This window comes from Vibrio sp. QJM3NY_21, assembly GCF_057785975.1.
On the sequence record NZ_CM173513.1, the window covers coordinates 2,865,532 to 2,883,865 of the forward strand.

General features: G+C 44.4%; 15 protein-coding genes and 2 tRNA genes. 3 read left to right on the forward strand and 14 right to left on the reverse strand.

Annotated features, from left to right (window positions below; genetic code table 11):
* Window positions 1-144: 144 nt before the first annotated feature.
* Together AC3CID_RS12635 and ubiT are read right to left on the reverse strand one after the other, a co-directional pair.
* On the reverse strand, window positions 145-648 hold the full coding sequence (locus AC3CID_RS12635; protein WP_102487626.1) for a GNAT family N-acetyltransferase: 504 nt from the start codon (window positions 646-648) through the stop codon (window positions 145-147).
* Entirely contained in the window at window positions 632-1,159 is a 528-nt protein-coding gene (gene ubiT, locus AC3CID_RS12640) for a ubiquinone anaerobic biosynthesis accessory factor UbiT (RefSeq protein ID WP_004734485.1), read from the reverse strand. Before ubiT ends, AC3CID_RS12635 begins: the two co-directional genes overlap by 17 nt.
* Before the next feature lie 258 nt (window positions 1,160-1,417).
* Here ubiT and AC3CID_RS12645 point away from each other — a divergent pair, with 258 nt between their 5' ends.
* From AC3CID_RS12645 to AC3CID_RS12655, 3 genes are all read left to right on the forward strand, one after another.
* Window positions 1,418-3,457: a sensor domain-containing protein gene (locus AC3CID_RS12645; protein WP_171311791.1), complete on the forward strand. Its 2,040-nt coding sequence runs from the start codon at window positions 1,418-1,420 to the stop codon at window positions 3,455-3,457.
* A 178-nt stretch (window positions 3,458-3,635) separates the two neighbouring features.
* A complete protein-coding gene (gene ubiU, locus AC3CID_RS12650; RefSeq protein ID WP_004734487.1) occupies window positions 3,636-4,649 on the forward strand; it encodes a ubiquinone anaerobic biosynthesis protein UbiU in 1,014 nt (337 codons plus the stop codon).
* An 18-nt stretch (window positions 4,650-4,667) separates the two neighbouring features.
* Complete coding sequence (locus AC3CID_RS12655; RefSeq protein ID WP_488526641.1) at window positions 4,668-5,546, forward strand: U32 family peptidase; 879 nt, start codon at window positions 4,668-4,670, stop codon at window positions 5,544-5,546.
* An 84-nt stretch (window positions 5,547-5,630) separates the two neighbouring features.
* Here the strand turns inward: AC3CID_RS12655 and AC3CID_RS12660 are convergent, their stop codons facing one another.
* The 12 genes from AC3CID_RS12660 to AC3CID_RS12715 form a co-directional block, all read right to left on the reverse strand.
* Entirely contained in the window at window positions 5,631-6,968 is a 1,338-nt protein-coding gene (locus AC3CID_RS12660) for an MATE family efflux transporter (RefSeq protein ID WP_488526642.1), read from the reverse strand.
* An 88-nt stretch (window positions 6,969-7,056) separates the two neighbouring features.
* Window positions 7,057-7,464 carry a MarR family winged helix-turn-helix transcriptional regulator gene (locus AC3CID_RS12665; protein ID WP_029224732.1) on the reverse strand — a complete coding sequence of 136 codons (408 nt, stop codon included), beginning with the start codon at window positions 7,462-7,464 and terminating at the stop codon, window positions 7,057-7,059.
* A 170-nt stretch (window positions 7,465-7,634) separates the two neighbouring features.
* Window positions 7,635-8,561: a lipoprotein NlpI gene (gene nlpI, locus AC3CID_RS12670; protein ID WP_488526643.1), complete on the reverse strand. Its 927-nt coding sequence runs from the start codon at window positions 8,559-8,561 to the stop codon at window positions 7,635-7,637.
* Between the two features lie 124 nt (window positions 8,562-8,685).
* On the reverse strand, window positions 8,686-10,806 hold the full coding sequence (pnp, locus tag AC3CID_RS12675; RefSeq protein WP_086048817.1) for a polyribonucleotide nucleotidyltransferase: 2,121 nt from the start codon (window positions 10,804-10,806) through the stop codon (window positions 8,686-8,688).
* Between the two features lie 379 nt (window positions 10,807-11,185).
* Window positions 11,186-11,455, reverse strand: coding sequence for a 30S ribosomal protein S15 (gene rpsO, locus AC3CID_RS12680; RefSeq protein ID WP_004734493.1), 270 nt, complete (start codon window positions 11,453-11,455; stop codon window positions 11,186-11,188).
* 218 nt (window positions 11,456-11,673) lie between these two features.
* Window positions 11,674-12,627, reverse strand: coding sequence for a tRNA pseudouridine(55) synthase TruB (gene truB / locus AC3CID_RS12685; protein ID WP_004734494.1), 954 nt, complete (start codon window positions 12,625-12,627; stop codon window positions 11,674-11,676).
* Complete coding sequence (gene rbfA, locus AC3CID_RS12690; RefSeq protein WP_004734495.1) at window positions 12,627-13,040, reverse strand: 30S ribosome-binding factor RbfA; 414 nt, start codon at window positions 13,038-13,040, stop codon at window positions 12,627-12,629. Before rbfA ends, truB begins: the two co-directional genes overlap by 1 nt.
* Window positions 13,041-13,174: 134 nt before the next feature.
* Complete coding sequence (gene infB, locus AC3CID_RS12695; protein WP_004734497.1) at window positions 13,175-15,865, reverse strand: translation initiation factor IF-2; 2,691 nt, start codon at window positions 15,863-15,865, stop codon at window positions 13,175-13,177.
* Window positions 15,866-15,887: 22 nt separating this feature from the next.
* Window positions 15,888-17,375, reverse strand: a complete 1,488-nt coding sequence (gene nusA / locus AC3CID_RS12700; RefSeq protein ID WP_004734499.1) for a transcription termination factor NusA — start codon at window positions 17,373-17,375, stop codon at window positions 15,888-15,890.
* Window positions 17,376-17,410: 35 nt separating this feature from the next.
* Entirely contained in the window at window positions 17,411-17,866 is a 456-nt protein-coding gene (gene rimP / locus AC3CID_RS12705) for a ribosome maturation factor RimP (protein ID WP_004734501.1), read from the reverse strand.
* Window positions 17,867-18,103: 237 nt separating this feature from the next.
* Window positions 18,104-18,180: transfer RNA gene (locus AC3CID_RS12710), tRNA-Met, on the reverse strand.
* Between the two features lie 53 nt (window positions 18,181-18,233).
* Window positions 18,234-18,318 (reverse strand) — tRNA-Leu (locus tag AC3CID_RS12715).
* Window positions 18,319-18,334 lie beyond the last annotated feature (16 nt).

Below are 18,334 nucleotides of genomic sequence, written 5' to 3' on the forward strand. Positions count from 1 at the left end.
GTAACCTTAGGTTTGTTGGTATTGCTCTTCTTAGAGCGAACTGAAAAGGAGCTCATTGGGGCTGATACTAACAAAAAATAAAGGAGCATCAAGCTCCTTTATTTAGACTAAATCAGTTTGTATCGGATTACGTGGTAAATCAGCTTATAAGTCGTTGAACTCTGGGCTGTAAGCAATCTCACCAGAATGCCCAGCAAACACACCGTCTACCAACTCAATCGCTTGGAAAGCACCTTCAGGTACATCCCAAACACAACTCAGGCCAAACTCGCTCGCAGCCTTAAAACCAAAGCGGCCGTAGTAAGCAGGATCACCAAGCACAACACAAGCTGGGTAACCGAAATCTACTAATGTAGAAAATGCGTCTTCAACCAGTGATTTGGCAATACCTTGATTGCGGTACTCTTCTTTCACTGCGAGAGGCGCAAGTCCCTGCCAGTTATGATCGTCACCATGGAGAGTGATAGGGCTAAACATCAGGTGACCAACCACCTCGCCCTCATCAGAACAAGCCACCAGCGATAGCGTTAAATGGCTATTCTCACGCAAGCTCATAACCAAATTAGCTTCTGCATCTGTTTCAAAAACAGATTTCAATAAACGATCAATGACAAGTATATCTGCCGGTGCTTCAGTTCGAATAAGCATTCATTACCTCACTTTGTGTATCTGGGGATTGTACTCCCTTCTGCACAAAATCAGCTAATTGATTTAACAAAGTTTTCATAGGAGTCGGCAATACATCTAAATCTACGCTATCCATCAAGTTTTTGACTTCTAAACCAAGCTCTGTATCGCCCTCAATCGACAGTCTACGTTGAAAGAAAAGCGTATCTGGGTCTTCTTTACGCCCGGCAATCAGCACAAGATCGTTAAGGTTTCCGCTAAAGCTTACATCTTCAACAACCTCGTTATCAGCTACAACTAGTTGCTCATTTTGATAGCTAATACACCAACTTAACCCCATATCTTTTATTGAGACTTTAAGCCACTTGTCTTCTAAGAATTCAAAGTCACCGTCCTCTAAAGCTTCCTTAAAGACATTCTTAAGCGCCTCCAATAAGGCTCTTTTTTGTACTGTTTTAGGCAATAACTGGACTGGAGATCGCAAAATTGATGCGGCATTTTGAACTAGTTGAGTGCGAATCTTGTTTATCACGTGACTTATCCGTAACTTTGTCAATAATATGGAATGCATCATAGATGATGTTGAAATCTCAGTTACTGTTATGTATCAAATTAACTTCGGTTTGATACTCGACCTTTAATATCCTGAAAATCACAGTTATAGTAACTCAGGTCATGAGAATTACAGCGGATCGCTGCACTCACAGGTAAATATCGATAGCCACACAAAAAGTAATAAATATTTATCGATAGTGAATATTCAAGCTCTTGGAGAATTGGTAGTACTTTGATGCCTCCCCAGCAACTACAACATTGGTTTACCCAGCTAACAGCAAACAGTCCGTTCTTTTTTGCGGTACTTGACGCCCAACATAACTATTTTATGGTTAATGAGCGTTACTGCGATATTGCTGGTTTGAGTAAAACCGAGCTTGCTGGCATGAATGACCGCCAAACATTAGGTGAGCAATTCTACCAACACCTTAAGCCTTACTATGAGCGTGCATTCAATGGTGAAACGATTGAGGCCGAAGTCACGCTCAACGAAACTGACCTCGATACCAGCCTTCATTTCAGCCTATCTCCGCTGACGAATGGCAACAAAACCGACTACATTGTCTTTCATGCCTTCGACACATCAGAAAACCAAGTACTTGCTCGTTCTTTAGAAGAATCCGAAGCGAAATTCCACAAGCTATCTCACCTACTCCCTGACGGATTACTGTTAGTTGAAAGTGACTACATCTTGTCATCAAACCCAGCAGCAGCACGCTTGCTCGGCTTTAACTCCACCACCGAGTTAATTGGCGAAGAGTTGGGACGATTATTCATCGATGAACAAACCAAAACAGTCTTCAATAATAACCTCAGTTCTATTATTTCTGAGTCTGGTTTGGTTTGCTTAACGGGTGCCCGATGCGGCTTTGAACGTAAAGTTCAACTCAACATCGACTCCACCACTATTCTTGGAAGTAACACTCAGCTTGTGCTTATCCAAGATGCACAAGAGGCCACAAAGCAGTATACGCCTGCAAACAGTGAAGATGCCTACATCGATGCACTGACCAAGCTCTACAACCGAGTTGGGTTCACCAAACGTCTTGAGCAGTTCATTCAAAACGATACGCCAGTGGTAATGCTCTACTTAGATATTGATAACTTTAAGAATATCAATGATTCACTAGGTCATCACATTGGCGATAAAGTGATTAAAGAGGTTGCTTCACGCCTAAAACGTTTACTACCTCGCCAGGCCGTTATTGGTCATTTAGGCGGGGATGAGTTTGGTATTATCCTGCCAGAACCTGAACATCAGCGAACGCCTGAAATGCTCGCTGAAAAGATCATTTCCCTGATCAATCAACCCTTCGATCTTCACCACTTTAGTAAGCGCTTAGCCTGCTCGATTGGCAGCGTGAGCTTTCCTCAAGATGGCACCGATGCTCGTATCTTGCTGCAAAATGCAGACACCGCAATGTATGAAGCGAAAGATCGTGGACGTAACCGCCTGATCAAGTTCAACGAACAGATGAACAAAGAAGCCCGCATGCGATTGTGGCTGGAGATAGAGTTACAAAAAGCACTGCAACAGAATGGACTTGAGGTTTGGTATCAACCTAAGGTCAACGCGCGTGATTTCACCATCAACGGTGCAGAAGCGTTAGTACGCTGGAAGCACCCAGTAGAAGGCTACATCAGCCCTGCGGCATTCATCCCTGTAGCGGAACGAGCGGGCCTTATTGAACAACTTGGCCGAGTGGTGATGCGTGAAGTATTTGCGACGGTTAAGCGTTGGAAGATGCAAGGTATCCTGCCAGGTCGAGTGGCTATCAACTTGTCTCCAGAGCAATTTGGTAACCCGAAACTGATTGATTACGTTGAAAAGTTACTTCGTTCAACAGAGCTTGACCCTAGTGCTATTACGTTTGAGCTGACAGAAAGCGCGGTGATGAGTGATAGTGAACACACACTTCAAATGCTTAACGCTATAAAGAAACTCGGCTTTGCTTTATCTATCGATGATTTTGGTACGGGCTACTCTTCTCTGTCTTATTTGGCTCGCTTCCCAATTGATGAGCTTAAGATTGACCGTGCTTTCATCTCTGATATCGATACGCTACCAAAGCAAATCACTGTGATTGAAAACATCATCAACCTGGGTAAATCTCTCGATTTAACTGTAGTGGCAGAAGGCGTCGAAACCAGTGAACAAGCGACCCTGCTTTCTAACCTCAACTGCAGTTCAATCCAAGGCTTCCACTTCTATCGCCCACAACCGAAACAAGACGTCGAAGAGCTGTTTGCCCAAAATCGTCGCCATAAGAACTAGTACACGATTCAACTATCCCCCAGTCAAAAGCCACACCAAAGAACAAAAGCCTTACTAGTCAGTACCCCAAACGGAGTAAAAGCAGATTTATCCATCTAAACCTGCCTTACATCAATTCCGTCATTCATAATTCTTCATAAAATACTCGCTTCAATTTCATTCTACTGGTAGTGAGCAAATGGAACTCTTATGCCCAGCGGGTAACTTACCTGCTTTGAAAACCGCTATTGATTGTGGTGCGGATGCTGTCTATATCGGATTCAAAGACGATACCAATGCCCGACACTTTGCAGGCCTTAACTTTGCGGGTAAAAAGCTCGATCGTGCTGTGCAATATGTGCATGACCGCAACAAGAAAATTCACGTTGCCTTAAATACTTTTGCTCACCCAAATGGCTTCGAACGCTGGACAAATGCCGTAGACAACGCCGCAGCACTAGGTGTTGACGCGCTGATCATTGCTGATATCGCAGTGCTTGAGTACGCAGCAAACAAATATCCAGAACTAGAATTGCATCTATCGGTTCAAGCTTCTGCGACCAATGCGGCTGCAATCGACTTCTACCACAAGAACTTCAATGTAAAGCGTGTGGTATTGCCTCGCGTATTGTCGATTCATCAGGTCAAACAGCTTTCTCGTAATATCACTTCTGACGTTGACCTTGAAGTATTCGCTTTTGGTAGCTTGTGCATCATGGCAGAAGGTCGTTGTTACCTCTCTTCATACATGACAGGCGAATCACCAAATACCGTTGGTGCTTGTTCTCCAGCAAAATACGTTCGCTGGCAAGAAACAGAAACCGGTCTAGAGTCACGCTTGAATGAGATTCTTATCGACAAGTACGTAGCTGGCGAAAACGCGGGTTACCCAACGCTGTGTAAAGGCCGCTTTGAAGCAGAGATCGATGGTGAACGTAAACGCTATCACGCACTTGAAGAGCCAACTAGCCTCAACACGCTGTCTATGCTGCCTGAGCTATTTGCTGCCAACGTTGCCTCAGTGAAAATTGAAGGTCGCCAGCGTAGCCCTGCTTATGTCGAGCAAGTGACTCGTACTTGGCGCGCTGCTATCGACCGTTACTTAGCGAACCCAGAACAATACCAAGTGGAACAAGCTTGGAATGCGACACTGGCGAATGTATCTGAAGGTACACAAACCACGCTTGGCGCTTATCACCGTAAATGGCAATAGAGCCAAATGGAGAACTCAATGAAATACGCATTAGGCCCTCTTCTTTATTTTTGGCCAAAACAAGACGTTGAAAGCTTCTATGAGGAAGCGAAATCAAGCTCTGCTGATATCATCTACCTAGGTGAAGCCGTGTGTTCAAAGCGTCGTGAGATGAAAGCAAAACACTGGATGGATATTGCCAAAGAGCTGTCGGCTTCAGGTAAGCAAGTCGTACTTTCCACCATGGCATTGCTAGAAGCACCAAGCGAAGTCAACATCATGAAGAAGTACATTGATAACGGTGACTTTGCGATTGAAGCCAACGACGTATCTGCCATTCAATTAGCCAGCGAAAGCAAAGTACCGTTCGTGGTTGGCCCTGCAGTTAACACCTACAATGCACGTACTCTGAACCTGTTCTTGAAACAAGGTATGACGCGTTGGTGTATGCCTGTTGAGCTTTCTCGCGAATGGCTAAACAACGTAATGACACAGTGCGAAGAGCTTAATATCCGTAATAAGTTCGAAGTAGAAGTATTTAGCCACGGCTACCTACCACTTGCTTACTCAGCACGATGCTTTACCGCTCGCGCAGAAAACAAAGCCAAAGACGATTGCGAAACCTGCTGCATCAAATACCCTACCGGCCTACAAGTCGATAGCCAAGAAGGCCAGTCTGTCTTTAACCTTAACGGTATTCAAACTCAATCAGGTTACTGTTACAACCTAGTCAATGATCTACCTAGCATGCATGACTTGGTTGATGTGGTTCGTTTAAGCCCATTGGGCATCGATACCTTCTCTGAGATCAACAACTTCAAAGCCAATGAGCATGGCCAAAAACCAATGACCATTGAAAGCCGCCAATGCAACGGTTACTGGCACCAACTTGCAGGTTTAGACGTTAAGAACATCTAACTCCTCATTGAATCAATCAGTAACAGATACAAAAAAGGTCTAGCATTCGCTAGACCTTTTATCATTCAGTTTAAGAAAAGCGACCTACGCCGTCGCGGTTTCCAGCGGCGTAACATCGAGCTTCTTTACGTCTTTGTAGAGCATGATCATAACAACTACGCTTAACGCGATATTGGACAATGGATAGGCAATCCAAATCCCCGGCACACCGTACAATTTAGGCATGATGTACAAGAAAGGTAATTGGATAAGCATATTACCTATCGTCACAAACATTGCCTTACTGCCCTTGTTCACTGCCTGATAATAAGCACCAGCCACAACCAAGAAACCATCTAGAGCCAATGCAAACATATGAAGTCGAATACCCAGTACCGTGTATTCAATCAGTTGTGGTTCATCAGAACTAAACACTGAGACAAACTCTCTCGGGAATAGGTTCAAGAGCAACACAAAAGCGATACCAATCAATACTGAACTCACCATCGCAATCTTTAACAACTTACGAATATTGGCTTGATTACGAGCACCATGATTGTAGCTTACTAATGGCTGCATCCCGTTCGCGATACCTTCAGCTGTGAGGTAATAAACCGTCACGATGTAGCCTAATATAGCGTACGCACCAATCATCAATTGGTTACCATACTGTGCAAATAAAGCATTATGCAGAGCGACCATCATCGAGCCATAGGCATACATAAAGAAGCTTGAAGTACCGATTGCAAAAATTTGAGGAATCACATCGAGCTTCAGTCTTAGTTCGCTCCAACGTAAACGAAGATTTGCTCTACGAGAGAAGAAATACGCTAAGCCTAAACCTGTTACCACAAATTGAGCAATGGCAGTCGCCACTGCTGCGCCCATCAACTCCCAACCAAACAATGCGATAAACAAGTAATCAAGAACGATGTTAATCACCGCACCGACGATCATCAGTATTGTAGCTAAGTTGGGGCTGTCATCGTTTCGCAGCAAAAACGGCATAGCGATAGAGCCTAAGGTAAATACACTCGCTCCAATAAGAATGTGTAGATACTGCAACCCAAGATCAAACACCCTGCCTTCAGCACCCTGCCATAACAGGAAATTATCAGCAAACAAGAACAGCACTATAGATACAATTGGTGTTATCGCTAACAACAAAGTTAAACCCGTCGCTAAGATTTGCTTAGCACCTTGGGTGTCCTTTTCTCCTTGACGAATAGAGACAAGCGCACCAGTACCAACACCCACGAGCATGCCAATACCCAAGATCGAACCAATCACAGGCCACGCGACATTAATACCCGCAAGTCCATCGGCACCAACATAACGACCAATGAAAATACCATCCACCACTTGGTAGAGGCCATTCACTAACATAGCCGCAACAGTAGGAATTGTGTATCGCCAAAACTGACGACTAATTGAGTTACTCATTTCTTACTCTACTTTCATCTGTGAGCCACCTATCATTAAGATGCGGCTCGAAAATTAGTTAACAAGGCTAACTAAATATCTAAATTGTTTACTTCAAAGCTTTATCTAACAGCTGGTTTAATTGTAAGGATTCCTGCTCAGACAAACGACTTTCTAATATTTGTGCCATTACCTGATAGATCTTACTTTCTTCTTCCAACCCCACTTCTGCCTTATCGGTCAAAATTACCAATTTGGATCTAGCATCTTCTAGAGAAGCTTTACGTTCAACGAGACCTTTTCTTTCTAACCTTTGAACCATGGTAGTCGCTGAAGGCTTAGTCACTTGCATCTCAATGGCAAGGTCGGTCAACCTAATTGGCTCTGGCGCAGCCTGAATGACCTTCAAATAATCATACTCATTGAAACTCAACTGGCAGATAGGATCTTCATTAGTTTGAGTTCGCCATATCTTAGAAGCAAAGCGTTCAATTTTTTCTAGATTTTGGTCCAGCATAGATTTCCAACCACAGAATTCACATTTAGTTAGCAAGGCTAACTATTTTAATGTTGTTTAAATAAAAAGCAATCAAAAACGATCTCCCCGTTTATAAAAAAGGAGCATAAAAAAGGGCCATAAAAAAACCGCTGACAGGCAGCGGCTTTTCGGAATCAAAATGTATCGCTTTACTTAGCGTTAGCTTCTGCCAATTTAGCGGCCGCTAATTTAGATTGCGCCAAATGTTCGGCTTTAAGCGTAGTGAAGATACGGCTTAACTCTAAGAAAGAGTAACGGTGTTCTACGTATTCATACACGTTAAAAGAAACCGCTAACTTGTACAAAGAGATCGCATTCGCGTAATCACCATTCATGTGGTGACGCTTAGCAAGGTAGAAGTACGTTTCCGTCAGACGTTGAGCTAGGAGCGTATTGTCACGAGTCCCGGTTAGGATAGCTTTGAATGCCTGCTCTTCGGTAATATCGTCAAGCATGATCGCAACTAATACCCAGCCCCACTGTTCGTCACGGCTCTCGTAACGCTTTTGAAGATCAAGCTTTGCTTGTTCTGGCGTGAGTTCATGCTGAATGATGTAAAGCCACAGAGCGCGAAACGGATCGCTAGGATCATCAGCGTAGTGCTTCATCATCTCTTCGTTAGCTAAGTCATAACGCTCGCCATAGTAGAGAGCGATAGAGCGATTTCTTTCTGCATATGAGTTTGCAGGATCAAGCTCTAACGTAGAATCAAAAGATTCATAAGCGGCATCAAACTCCCCTACCTGCGTAAAGTAAACACCCAAAAGATTGAAGATATCAGGTTGAGCGGGGTTCAATGAAAGAGACTGATTGAAATCAAGACGCGCTAAATCGCGCAAGCCAACGCTGTCGTAATAATTACCACGCTCGAACAACATTTTAGCTCGAACTTCATCGTTCAAATCTGGGCGTTGTAATAGCTGACTAAGACGCGCTATTTGCACTTCTTGCTGAACACTTGGTTGAAGCGGCACAGCCATTGGTGGATAAACCCAACGAGAGGTGTTATCTGATGTTGTCGCACAACCAGTTAGTACAAGCAGTAAACACATACTCGCGGTTTGAAACCATTTCACAAATAATTACTCCTGTTATGACCGCAATAAAAAAGGGGAGCGATATGCTCCCCTTTATAACATGCTTTTTTACCAATGGGTTAGAAATCACTAAAAAGCGATAGTCCCATTAATAGGCTAAGAATCACTCAGCAGCAGGTGCTTCGCCTTCAGCTGGCGTTTCAACTGCTTCTTTCATGCTCAAACGTACACGGCCTTGACGGTCAATTTCAAGAACCTTAACTGGTACTTCTTGACCTTCAGTTAGGTAGTCAGACACTTTCTCAACACGCTTGTCAGCGATTTGAGAGATGTGTACTAGACCATCTTTACCTGGAAGGATAGTAACGAATGCACCGAAGTCAGCTAGACGAGCAACTTTACCTTGGTAAATGCGGCCAACTTCAACTTCAGCAGTGATCTCTTCGATACGACGGATAGCTTCTTGAGCAGCTGCGCCTTCAGTAGCAGCAATCTTGATTGTGCCATCGTCTTCGATTTCGATTGTAGTACCTGTTTCTTCACAAAGAGCACGGATAACTGCGCCGCCTTTACCGATAACATCTTTGATCTTATCAGAGCTGATTTTCATTGTGTGGATACGTGGAGCGAATTCAGAGATATCTTCACGAGCACCAGAGATAGCTTCATCCATTACAGAAAGGATGTGCTTACGTGCACCTTGCGCTTGGTTAAGAGCAATTTGCATGATCTCTTTAGTGATACCTTCGATCTTGATGTCCATTTGAAGTGCAGTGATACCAGCGTTAGTACCTGCTACTTTAAAGTCCATGTCACCTAGGTGATCTTCGTCGCCAAGGATGTCAGAAAGAACAACGAAATCGTCGCCTTCTTTAACAAGACCCATTGCGATACCTGCAACAGAAGCTTTGATTGGAACACCAGCATCCATAAGCGCTAGAGATGTACCACATACAGAAGCCATTGAAGAAGAACCGTTAGATTCTGTGATCTCCGATACAACGCGAACTGTGTATGGGAATTCGTCAACAGAAGGCATTACTGCTTGGATACCACGTTTAGCAAGCTTACCGTGACCAATTTCACGACGCTTAGGAGAACCAACGAAACCAGTCTCACCTACACAGTATGGAGGGAAGTTGTAGTGTAGAAGGAAGTTGTCTTTCTTCTCACCCATTAGGCTGTCGATGATTTGAGCATCACGTTGTGTACCAAGCGTTGCAGTAACAAGTGCTTGAGTTTCACCACGAGTGAATAGAGAAGAACCGTGTGTACGTGGAAGAACACCAGTACGTACGTCTAGCGCACGAACCATGTCTTTTTCGCGGCCATCGATACGTGGGTTGCCAGCAATGATGCGGCTACGTACTACGTTTTTCTCTAGAGAACCAAGCATGCCGCGGATTTCGCGCTCATCTAGGTTTTCGTCTTGTGCAATTAGAGCTTCAACAGTGTCGTTCTTGATTGCGCCAACTTGCTCGTAACGAGCCATTTTCTCAGTGATCTGGTACGCGTCAGATAGACGAGTTTCAGCTTGCTCAGCAACTTTAGCTTTAAGCTCAGTGTTAACTGCTGGCGCTTCCCAGTTCCAAGATGGAGTTGCAACTTCAGCAGCAAACTCGTTGATTGCTTTGATTACAACTTGTTGTTGGTCGTGACCGTAAACAACAGCTGAAAGCATTTCTTCTTCAGATAGGTTATCTGCTTCAGATTCAACCATAAGTACTGCGCCTTCTGTACCAGACACAACTAGGTCTAGTTTAGAGTTTTCAAGCTCAGTATTTGATGGGTTAAGAACAAGTTCGCCGTCGATGTGACCAACACGTGCAGCACCGATAGGACCATTGAATGGAGCACCAGAGATAGCAAGCGCAGCAGACGTTGCGATCATAGTGATCATGTCTGGGTTTACGTCAGGGTTGATAGAAACAACCGTAGCGATAACTTGAACTTCGTTTTTAAACGCACTTGGGAAAAGTGGACGAATTGGACGGTCAATCAGACGAGCTGTTAGCGTTTCGCCTTCAGAAGGACGACCTTCACGCTTGAAGAAACCACCAGGGATTTTACCCGCAGCGTATGTACGCTCTTGGTAGTTAACTGTTAGAGGGAAGAAATCTTGGCCTGCAACAGCTTCTTTCTTAGCAACAACAGAAACGAATACTGATGTATCGTCCATAGTCGCCATTACAGCAGCAGTAGCTTGACGTGCCATTACGCCCGTTTCTAGAGTAACGGTGTGGTTACCGTACTGGAACGATTTTACAACTGGTTTTTCAAACATTGTATATCCTTAGCTCTAAAGTCATGACTTTAGATTAAGTGAAGATTGACTCAAGATATTACCAATCGCGACTAGTGAAAAGAGACTTGGGAATGATGCTTCTTTGTATGAGTTCATACGCCGAATTAAGACCAAATCCGCCTTTGAATAGTCGCGACCTATTGGCCGACATCTGTGACTGTAACGTCTTGAGAGGTTGATTGCCCAGCGTTGAAAACGCATAGGCGGGCGTAGTATAAACTATTTTTATTAGGAGAGATATTTCCTATCAGAAAAAGCCAGATGATATTCTGTGCATCCGGCCAAACATTTTCTTACAGGCACAAAAAAAGGAGCATAAATGCTCCTTTTCTTCAAACTGTCTTTGCAGACATCGCTATTAGCGACGTAGGCCTAGACGCTTGATTAGGTCTTGGTAACGAGTAAGGTTTTTGCCTTTCAAGTAATCAAGAAGCTTACGACGGCTAGAAACCATACGTAATAGACCACGACGGCTGTGGTGATCGTGTTTGTGCGCTTTGAAGTGACCTTGTAGGTGGTTGATAGAAGCAGTAAGTAGTGCTACTTGTACTTCTGGTGAACCTGTGTCGCCTTCAGATTGTGCGTATTCTGCAACGATTGCTGCTTTAGTTTCTGCATTCAGAGACATAAATCTCTCCTGATAAGAGTAAGTTTATATTTGTAGCAGCCAATCTCTGATTCAGCCGCTACGCGAGCCGAGGATTATAGGGAAGTTTACGAGTTGGTGCAATAACAATCGAACTGATGGAAAACGAAAAAAGCGAACCATTAAAATTAAGGGCTCGCTTTCTATATTATTTACTCGTCTTTCACGACTCAGCGCTAATATCTGACTCGATTTAAACGTTACGCTTGTGGCTCTTCATCTCTGAAAACAACCAAACGTTTCGGTGCAACTCGGCCATCTTCAGCAATTTGAGCAACCCCAACAAACAGCTTCTCTTCACCGCTTGTCATGCGAACGGTACCTTCAGCAGGAGCGCCTGCGACTTGAACGGGCATACCGTGCTGAACAAGATCAGTCAGTTCCGCATTCAAGTTAACTTCAGGTAAGTCTTCTACAGCGGTGTCCATTGGCATTAACAATGGATCAAGCAACTCTTTAGGTGCAATCTCTTGCGCTTGTGCTTGCTCTAGAATTTCGTTCAGCTGTTCCAAGGTAACCATGCGTTCATACGGGTACTTTGCAACACCAGTACGACGAAGCATTGTCACGTGAGCACCACAACCTAGCATTTCACCAAGATCGTCGGTAATTGTGCGGATGTAAGTACCTTTAGAACAATGTACTTCCATCTCAACTTCATCACCTTCAAAGCGAAGTAGCTCAATAGAATACACAGTGATCTTGCGAGACTCACGAGGCACTTCGATACCTGCACGTGCATATTCATACAAAGGCTTACCTTGATACTTCAATGCTGAGAACATTGATGGAATCTGGTCGGTTTCACCTTTGAAGCTTGCAATGCAGCGTTCAAGTTGCTCTTGAGTAACGTTGATTTCACGCGTTTCAACCACTTCACCATCAGAATCTGAGGTGTTGGTACGCTCACCAAGCTTCGCGACAACAACGTAGCGCTTATCAGAATCTAGAAGAAACTGAGAGAACTTCGTTGCTTCACCAAGACAAATTGGCAGCATGCCAGTCGCAAGAGGATCCAGAGCACCGGTGTGCCCTGCCTTCTCTGCAAAGTAAATACGCTTTACTTTTTGCAGTGCATCATTAGATGAAATGCCTGTTGGCTTATCTAATAGAATTACCCCATTTATAGGGCGACCTTTACGACGGCGAGCCATTACTCTTCATCCTTAGACTGAGTTTCGTCAGTGCGGCCAGATTCTTCTTGCTTACGCTTGTCATCGTTCAGTACTTCACTTACTAGGTTAGACATACGCATGCCTTCTACCAATGTGTTGTCGTAAGTAAAACGAACTTCAGGTGTTAGACGGTGACGAATACGCTTGCCAAGAGCCATACGAACTGGCACTTCATGCTCTTTAAGAGCAGCAAGACATGATTCAGGTGTTTGCTCACCGATACATAGGAAAGTCACGAACACTTTTGCGTATGCAAGGTCACGAGACACTTCGACATCTGAAATAGTTACCATACCAATGCGTGAGTCACGAACTTCACGTTGGAGGATAAGTGCGAGCTCTTTTTGAAGCTGCTGAGACACACGTTGTGTGCGGCTAAATTCTTTTGACATTTTCTTTTCTCACTTAGAAAGATGGGGGGCTTGGTAATTACCAGCCCCCCATGGTGTATTCAACAACCGATTACTTATTACCTTTACAGGTAATGTTAGTAACCTTAGTCAATATGTCGAGTCGTACTGACTGATTAGTCTAGAGTACGTTTAACTTCAACAATTTCGAATACTTCGATCTGGTCACCAACGCGAACGTCGTTGTAGTTCTTAACGCCGATACCACACTCGTAACCATTTTTAACTTCTTGAACGTCATCTTTAAAGCGACGAAGTGACTCTAGTTCACCTTCGTAGATAACAACGTTTTCGCGAAGTACGCGGATTGGGCTGCTACGCTTAATCGTACCTTCAGTAACGATACAACCAGCGATTGCACCAAGTTTAGGCGACTTAAATACGTCACGAACTTGAGCAAGACCAATGATCTCTTGACGGAATTCAGGAGCAAGCATACCGCCCATCGCCTGTTTCACTTCGTCGATCAGTTGGTAAATGATTGAGTAGTAACGTAGATCTAGGTTTTCATTCTGAACAGTACCACGCGCAGTTGCGTCAGCACGAACGTTGAAACCAAGGATGATAGCGTTAGAAGCGGCTGCAAGAGTTGCATCAGTTTCCGTAATACCACCAACACCAGAACCTACGATGTTAACTTTAACTTCGTCAGTTGACAGTTTCAGTAGAGAGTCAGCAATTGCTTCTACAGAACCTTGAACGTCAGCTTTAAGTACAACGTTAAGTTCAGCAACTTCACCAGCCGTCATATTCGCGAACATGTTCTCTAGTTTCGCTTTTTGTTGGCGAGCTAGTTTAACATCACGGAATTTACCTTGACGGTAGTTCGCAACTTCACGCGCTTTACGTTCATCGCGTACAACCGTTGCTTCATCACCTGAAGCAGGAACGCCAGAAAGACCTAGAATTTCTACAGGGATAGATGGACCTGCAGTTTCGATGTCTTTACCGTTTTCATCACGCATTGCACGAACACGGCCGTACTCTTGACCACAAAGAACGATGTCGCCTTTGTTTAGAGTACCAGACTGTACTAGTACTGTTGCAACTGGACCGCGACCTTTATCAAGACGAGATTCAACAACAACACCAGATGCCATGCCTTCTTTAACCGCTGTAAGCTCAAGAACTTCAGACTGAAGAAGGATAGCTTCTAGAAGACCATCGATGTTTGTACCTTGTTTTGCAGAGATGTGAACGAAGATGTTCTCACCGCCCCATTCTTCAGGGATAACGTCGTATTGAGCTAGCTCATTCTTAACGTTGTCTGGGTTTGCACCCTCTTTGTCGATCTTGTTCACAGCAACAATCAGAGGAACACCTGCCGCTTTCGCGTGCTGGATAGCTTCGATTGTTTGTGGCATTACGCCATCATCAGCGGCAACAACAAGTACAACGATATCGGTCGCTTGAGCACCACGAGCACGCATAGCTGTAAACGCCGCGTGTCCAGGAGTATCAAGGAACGTGATCATGCCGTTGTCAGTATCTACGTGGTAAGCACCAATGTGCTGTGTGATACCGCCAGCTTCGCCAGACGCAACGTGTGCTTTACGAATGTAATCAAGTGTAGAAGTTTTACCGTGGTCAACGTGACCCATGATAGTAACAACAGGAGCACGACCTTCTGCGACAGCATCGCTATCACGGTCAGCTAGCACTGCTTCTTCTAGTTCGTTTTCTTTACGTAGGATAACCTTGTGGCCCATTTCTTCAGCAACAAGTTGTGCTGTTTCTTGGTCGATCACTTGGTTGATAGTCGCCATAGCGCCCATCTTCATCATTACTTTGATAACTTCAGTTGCTTTAACTGACATTTTGCTAGCCAGTTCAGAAACAACGATAGTTTCGCCAATAGCAACATCAGATTTAGCAACAGTTGCTGACTTATCGAAGCCTTGCTGCATTGAAGTTGGTTTAGCAAGCTTACCTTTACCGCCACGACCACGTTGGTTACGACCACCACGGTTGTTGCCAGGTTGAGCTGCTGGAGCAGGTTTCTTCTTGCGACGACGAGGAGCTTTCTCATCTTTTTTATCAGCCGCATCTTCTGCTTCACGAGCATAAGTAGAAGTAGTCACATGGTAATCCGCAGATTTCTCTTGCTCTTTCTTCTTCTTCTCTTCTTCAGACCAACGTTCTTGGTTTTCTTCTGCTAACTTACGAGCTTCCTCAACAAGCTTAGCTGCTTCAGCTTCGGCTTTACGAGTTGCTTCTTGCTCTTGACGAGTTTTAAGTTCATCCGCTTCTTTTTTCGCTTGTGCGTTAGCGTCTGCATTTTTTGAATTCATGTCTTTTTTAGCCTTTTCAGCTTGTGCGCGTTGAGCCTTCTCTTCAGAATCACGTTTTGCATCCGCTTCACGTGTTACTTTTTCTTCGGCTTCGCGCTGTGCTTTCTCTGCAGCATCACGTTTCGCTTGCTCTTCAGCATCGCGTTGTGCTTTCTCTTCCACTTCACGATTAGCTACTTCCTCAGCTTCACGTTTCGCTTCATCTTCAATAGTGCTGCGCTTCACGTAAGTACGCTTTTTACGTACCTCTACTTGAACATCCTTACTCTTACCGCCTCCAGCGGCAACACTTAGCGTGCTGCGGGTCTTGCGTTGAAGAGTTAAACGAGTCGGTTCTGTTTCGCCTGAAGTATCGCCATGCTCCTTTTTAAGGTGCGTTAGCAATGTTTGCTTCTCTGAATCAGTCACTTGATCCGACCCTGCTTTCTTCATTCCTGCATCAGCAAGTTGTTCAATTAAGCGGTCAACTGGCGTACCAATCTCTTCACTCAGTGCTTTAACTGTTAATTGTGTCATACCGCTTTCTCTCCTTGCTGAATTATTCTTCGTCGCCGAACCAACAGATGTTACGCGCAGCCATAATCAGCTCGCCTGCTCGCTCTGCAGTTAGGTCTTCGATGCCTTCTAGTTCATCAACGCCTTGGTCAGCTAGGTCTTCCAATGTCGCAACGCCTTTTGCTGCTAGCTTGTAAGCCATTTCACGCTCAAGACCTTCAAGTGCAAGTAAGTCTTCAGCAGGCTCAACACCGTCGAAAGTCTCTTCTTTCGCTAGCGCTAGAGTAGTCAGTGCGTCTTTCGCGCGGTTACGTAGTTCTTCAACGATACCTTCGTCTAGACCGTCTACTTCAAGAAGCTCGTTCACAGGAACGTATGCCACTTCTTCAAGTGTAGAGAAGCCTTCTTCAACAAGCATTTGAGCAAAGTCTTCTTCAATGTCTAGGTGCTTCATGAAGTTTTCAATAGAAGCAACTGCTTCTTCTTGGTGCTTCTTCTCTAGATCAGCAACAGTCATTACATTCAGTTCCCAACCCGTTAGTTGAGAAGCTAGACGTACGTTTTGACCGCTACGGCCAATCGCTTGTGCCAGGTTATCGGCTTCAACAGCGATGTCCATAGAGTGTGCATCTTCATCAACGATGATTGAAGCAACATCAGCAGGCGCCATTGCGTTAATAACGAACTGAGCTGGGTTATCGTCCCAAAGAACGATATCGATACGCTCACCGCCAAGATCATTAGAAACAGCTTGTACACGTGCACCACGCATACCAACACACGCACCAACAGGGTCAATACGTTTGTCATTTGTTTTCACAGCGATTTTAGCACGAGAACCAGCGTCACGTGCAGCACCTTTAAGTTCAATTAGCTCTTCACCAATCTCAGGCACTTCAACGCGGAATAGTTCAGCTAGCATTTCTGGCTTCGAACGAGTAACGAAAAGCTGAAAACCGCGAGCTTCTGGTTTAACTGCGTAAAGAAGACCACGAACACGGTCACCTGGACGGAAGTTTTCACGAGGAAGTTGGTCATCACGAAGGATTACCGCTTCAGCGTTGTTACCTAGGTCTAGAATAACTGTGTCACGGTTAACTTTCTTAACTGCGCCAGTTACAAGCTCGCCTTCGTTGTCAATAAACTGTTCAACGATTTGAGCACGTTCTGCTTCACGTACTTTCTGTACGATAACTTGCTTAGCCGTTTGAGTCGTAATACGGTCAAACGTTACTGATTCGATATCATCTTCAATGAAACCGCCAAGTTCGATCTCTGGATCATCGTACTTTGCAGCTTCAATAGAGATTTCTTTTGTTGGGAATTCAACTTCCTCAACAGCTTCCCAACGGCGGAAAGTTTCGAAATTACCCGTTTTACGGTCAATTTCTACACGAACTTCAATTTCTAATTCGCTTTTCTTTTTTGTTGCCGTTGCAAGCGCGATTTCAAGCGCTTCAAAAATACGCTCACGAGGAACTGCTTTCTCATTTGAAACAGCTTCTACTACCGCCAAAATTTCTTTGTTCATTAATCTAGCCTCTTAAGCTCTTCTCTCTAGGAGAACTAAAATTTAGGGATCAGGTTAGCTTTCGCAATATTGCTCAGGACGAATTCTTCTTCTTGTCCTTCAACCAATACTTTCACTGTCTCGCCTTCGATAGATTGGATATCACCTTTCCATTTACGACGGTTGCCGACAGCCATTTTCAAAACGATGCTTACCTCGTGACCAATAAATTGTTGGTAATGCTCTGCTTTGAACAGTGGTCTCTCTAAACCTGGTGAAGACACTTCAAGGTTATAAGCCACTGAAATTGGATCTTCAACGTCCATTACGGCACTTACTTGGTGACTAACCTCAGAGCAATCATCTACATTGATACCATTTGGTGAATCGATGTAAATACGTAGCGTTGAGTGCTCACCAGCACGAATAAATTCTAATCCAACTAACTCATAACCTGATGCTGCTACTGGAGCGTCAAGCATTTCAGTAAGTTGTCTCTCTAAACCAGTCATTTAACCACTCCAGAAACAAAAAAAGGGCTCAAAGCCCAATTTAAATTCCAAGCAAACATTATCATCTAAAGGCATTTACAAATGCTTAGATAACAAAAAACCCCGTATAAGCCGGGGTTTTTGTTGCTGGACCCTTATATGTTAAGTGTCATCACATTCGATATCACACTTAACTCACAGTGAGGTTCACACTGTGCAAACTTGCTACCAATACAAGCTATATAATAGCATTGAAATTGGTTGCGGGAGCCGGATTTGAACCGACGACCTTCGGGTTATGAGCCCGACGAGCTACCAAACTGCTCCATCCCGCGTCCGACTTGTGAGCATTATACGCCCAACAAGATGTTTTACAAGTTTGTAAACATGGTGCCGAGAGAGGGACTCGAACCCTCACACCCTAAGGCACTAGCACCTCATGCTAGCGTGTCTACCAATTTCACCATCTCGGCATCAAATCTTTGCAGC

What these genes read in the sequence shown, in the direction of transcription:
- rimP (WP_004734501.1), bottom strand. Translation starts at nt 17,866, where the DNA reads ATGACTGGTTTAGAGAGACAACTTACTGAAATGCTTGACGCTCCAGTA.
- AC3CID_RS12655 (WP_488526641.1), top strand. Translation starts at nt 4,668, where the DNA reads ATGAAATACGCATTAGGCCCTCTTCTTTATTTTTGGCCAAAACAAGAC.
- nusA (WP_004734499.1), bottom strand. Translation starts at nt 17,375, where the DNA reads ATGAACAAAGAAATTTTGGCGGTAGTAGAAGCTGTTTCAAATGAGAAA.
- rbfA (WP_004734495.1), bottom strand. Translation starts at nt 13,040, where the DNA reads ATGTCAAAAGAATTTAGCCGCACACAACGTGTGTCTCAGCAGCTTCAA.
- truB (WP_004734494.1), bottom strand. Translation starts at nt 12,627, where the DNA reads ATGGCTCGCCGTCGTAAAGGTCGCCCTATAAATGGGGTAATTCTATTA.
- pnp (WP_086048817.1), bottom strand. Translation starts at nt 10,806, where the DNA reads ATGTTTGAAAAACCAGTTGTAAAATCGTTCCAGTACGGTAACCACACC.
- rpsO (WP_004734493.1), bottom strand. Translation starts at nt 11,455, where the DNA reads ATGTCTCTGAATGCAGAAACTAAAGCAGCAATCGTTGCAGAATACGCA.
- AC3CID_RS12660 (WP_488526642.1), bottom strand. Translation starts at nt 6,968, where the DNA reads ATGAGTAACTCAATTAGTCGTCAGTTTTGGCGATACACAATTCCTACT.
- AC3CID_RS12645 (WP_171311791.1), top strand. Translation starts at nt 1,418, where the DNA reads ATGCCTCCCCAGCAACTACAACATTGGTTTACCCAGCTAACAGCAAAC.
- AC3CID_RS12635 (WP_102487626.1), bottom strand. Translation starts at nt 648, where the DNA reads ATGCTTATTCGAACTGAAGCACCGGCAGATATACTTGTCATTGATCGT.
- infB (WP_004734497.1), bottom strand. Translation starts at nt 15,865, where the DNA reads ATGACACAATTAACAGTTAAAGCACTGAGTGAAGAGATTGGTACGCCA.
- ubiU (WP_004734487.1), top strand. Translation starts at nt 3,636, where the DNA reads ATGGAACTCTTATGCCCAGCGGGTAACTTACCTGCTTTGAAAACCGCT.
- AC3CID_RS12665 (WP_029224732.1), bottom strand. Translation starts at nt 7,464, where the DNA reads ATGCTGGACCAAAATCTAGAAAAAATTGAACGCTTTGCTTCTAAGATA.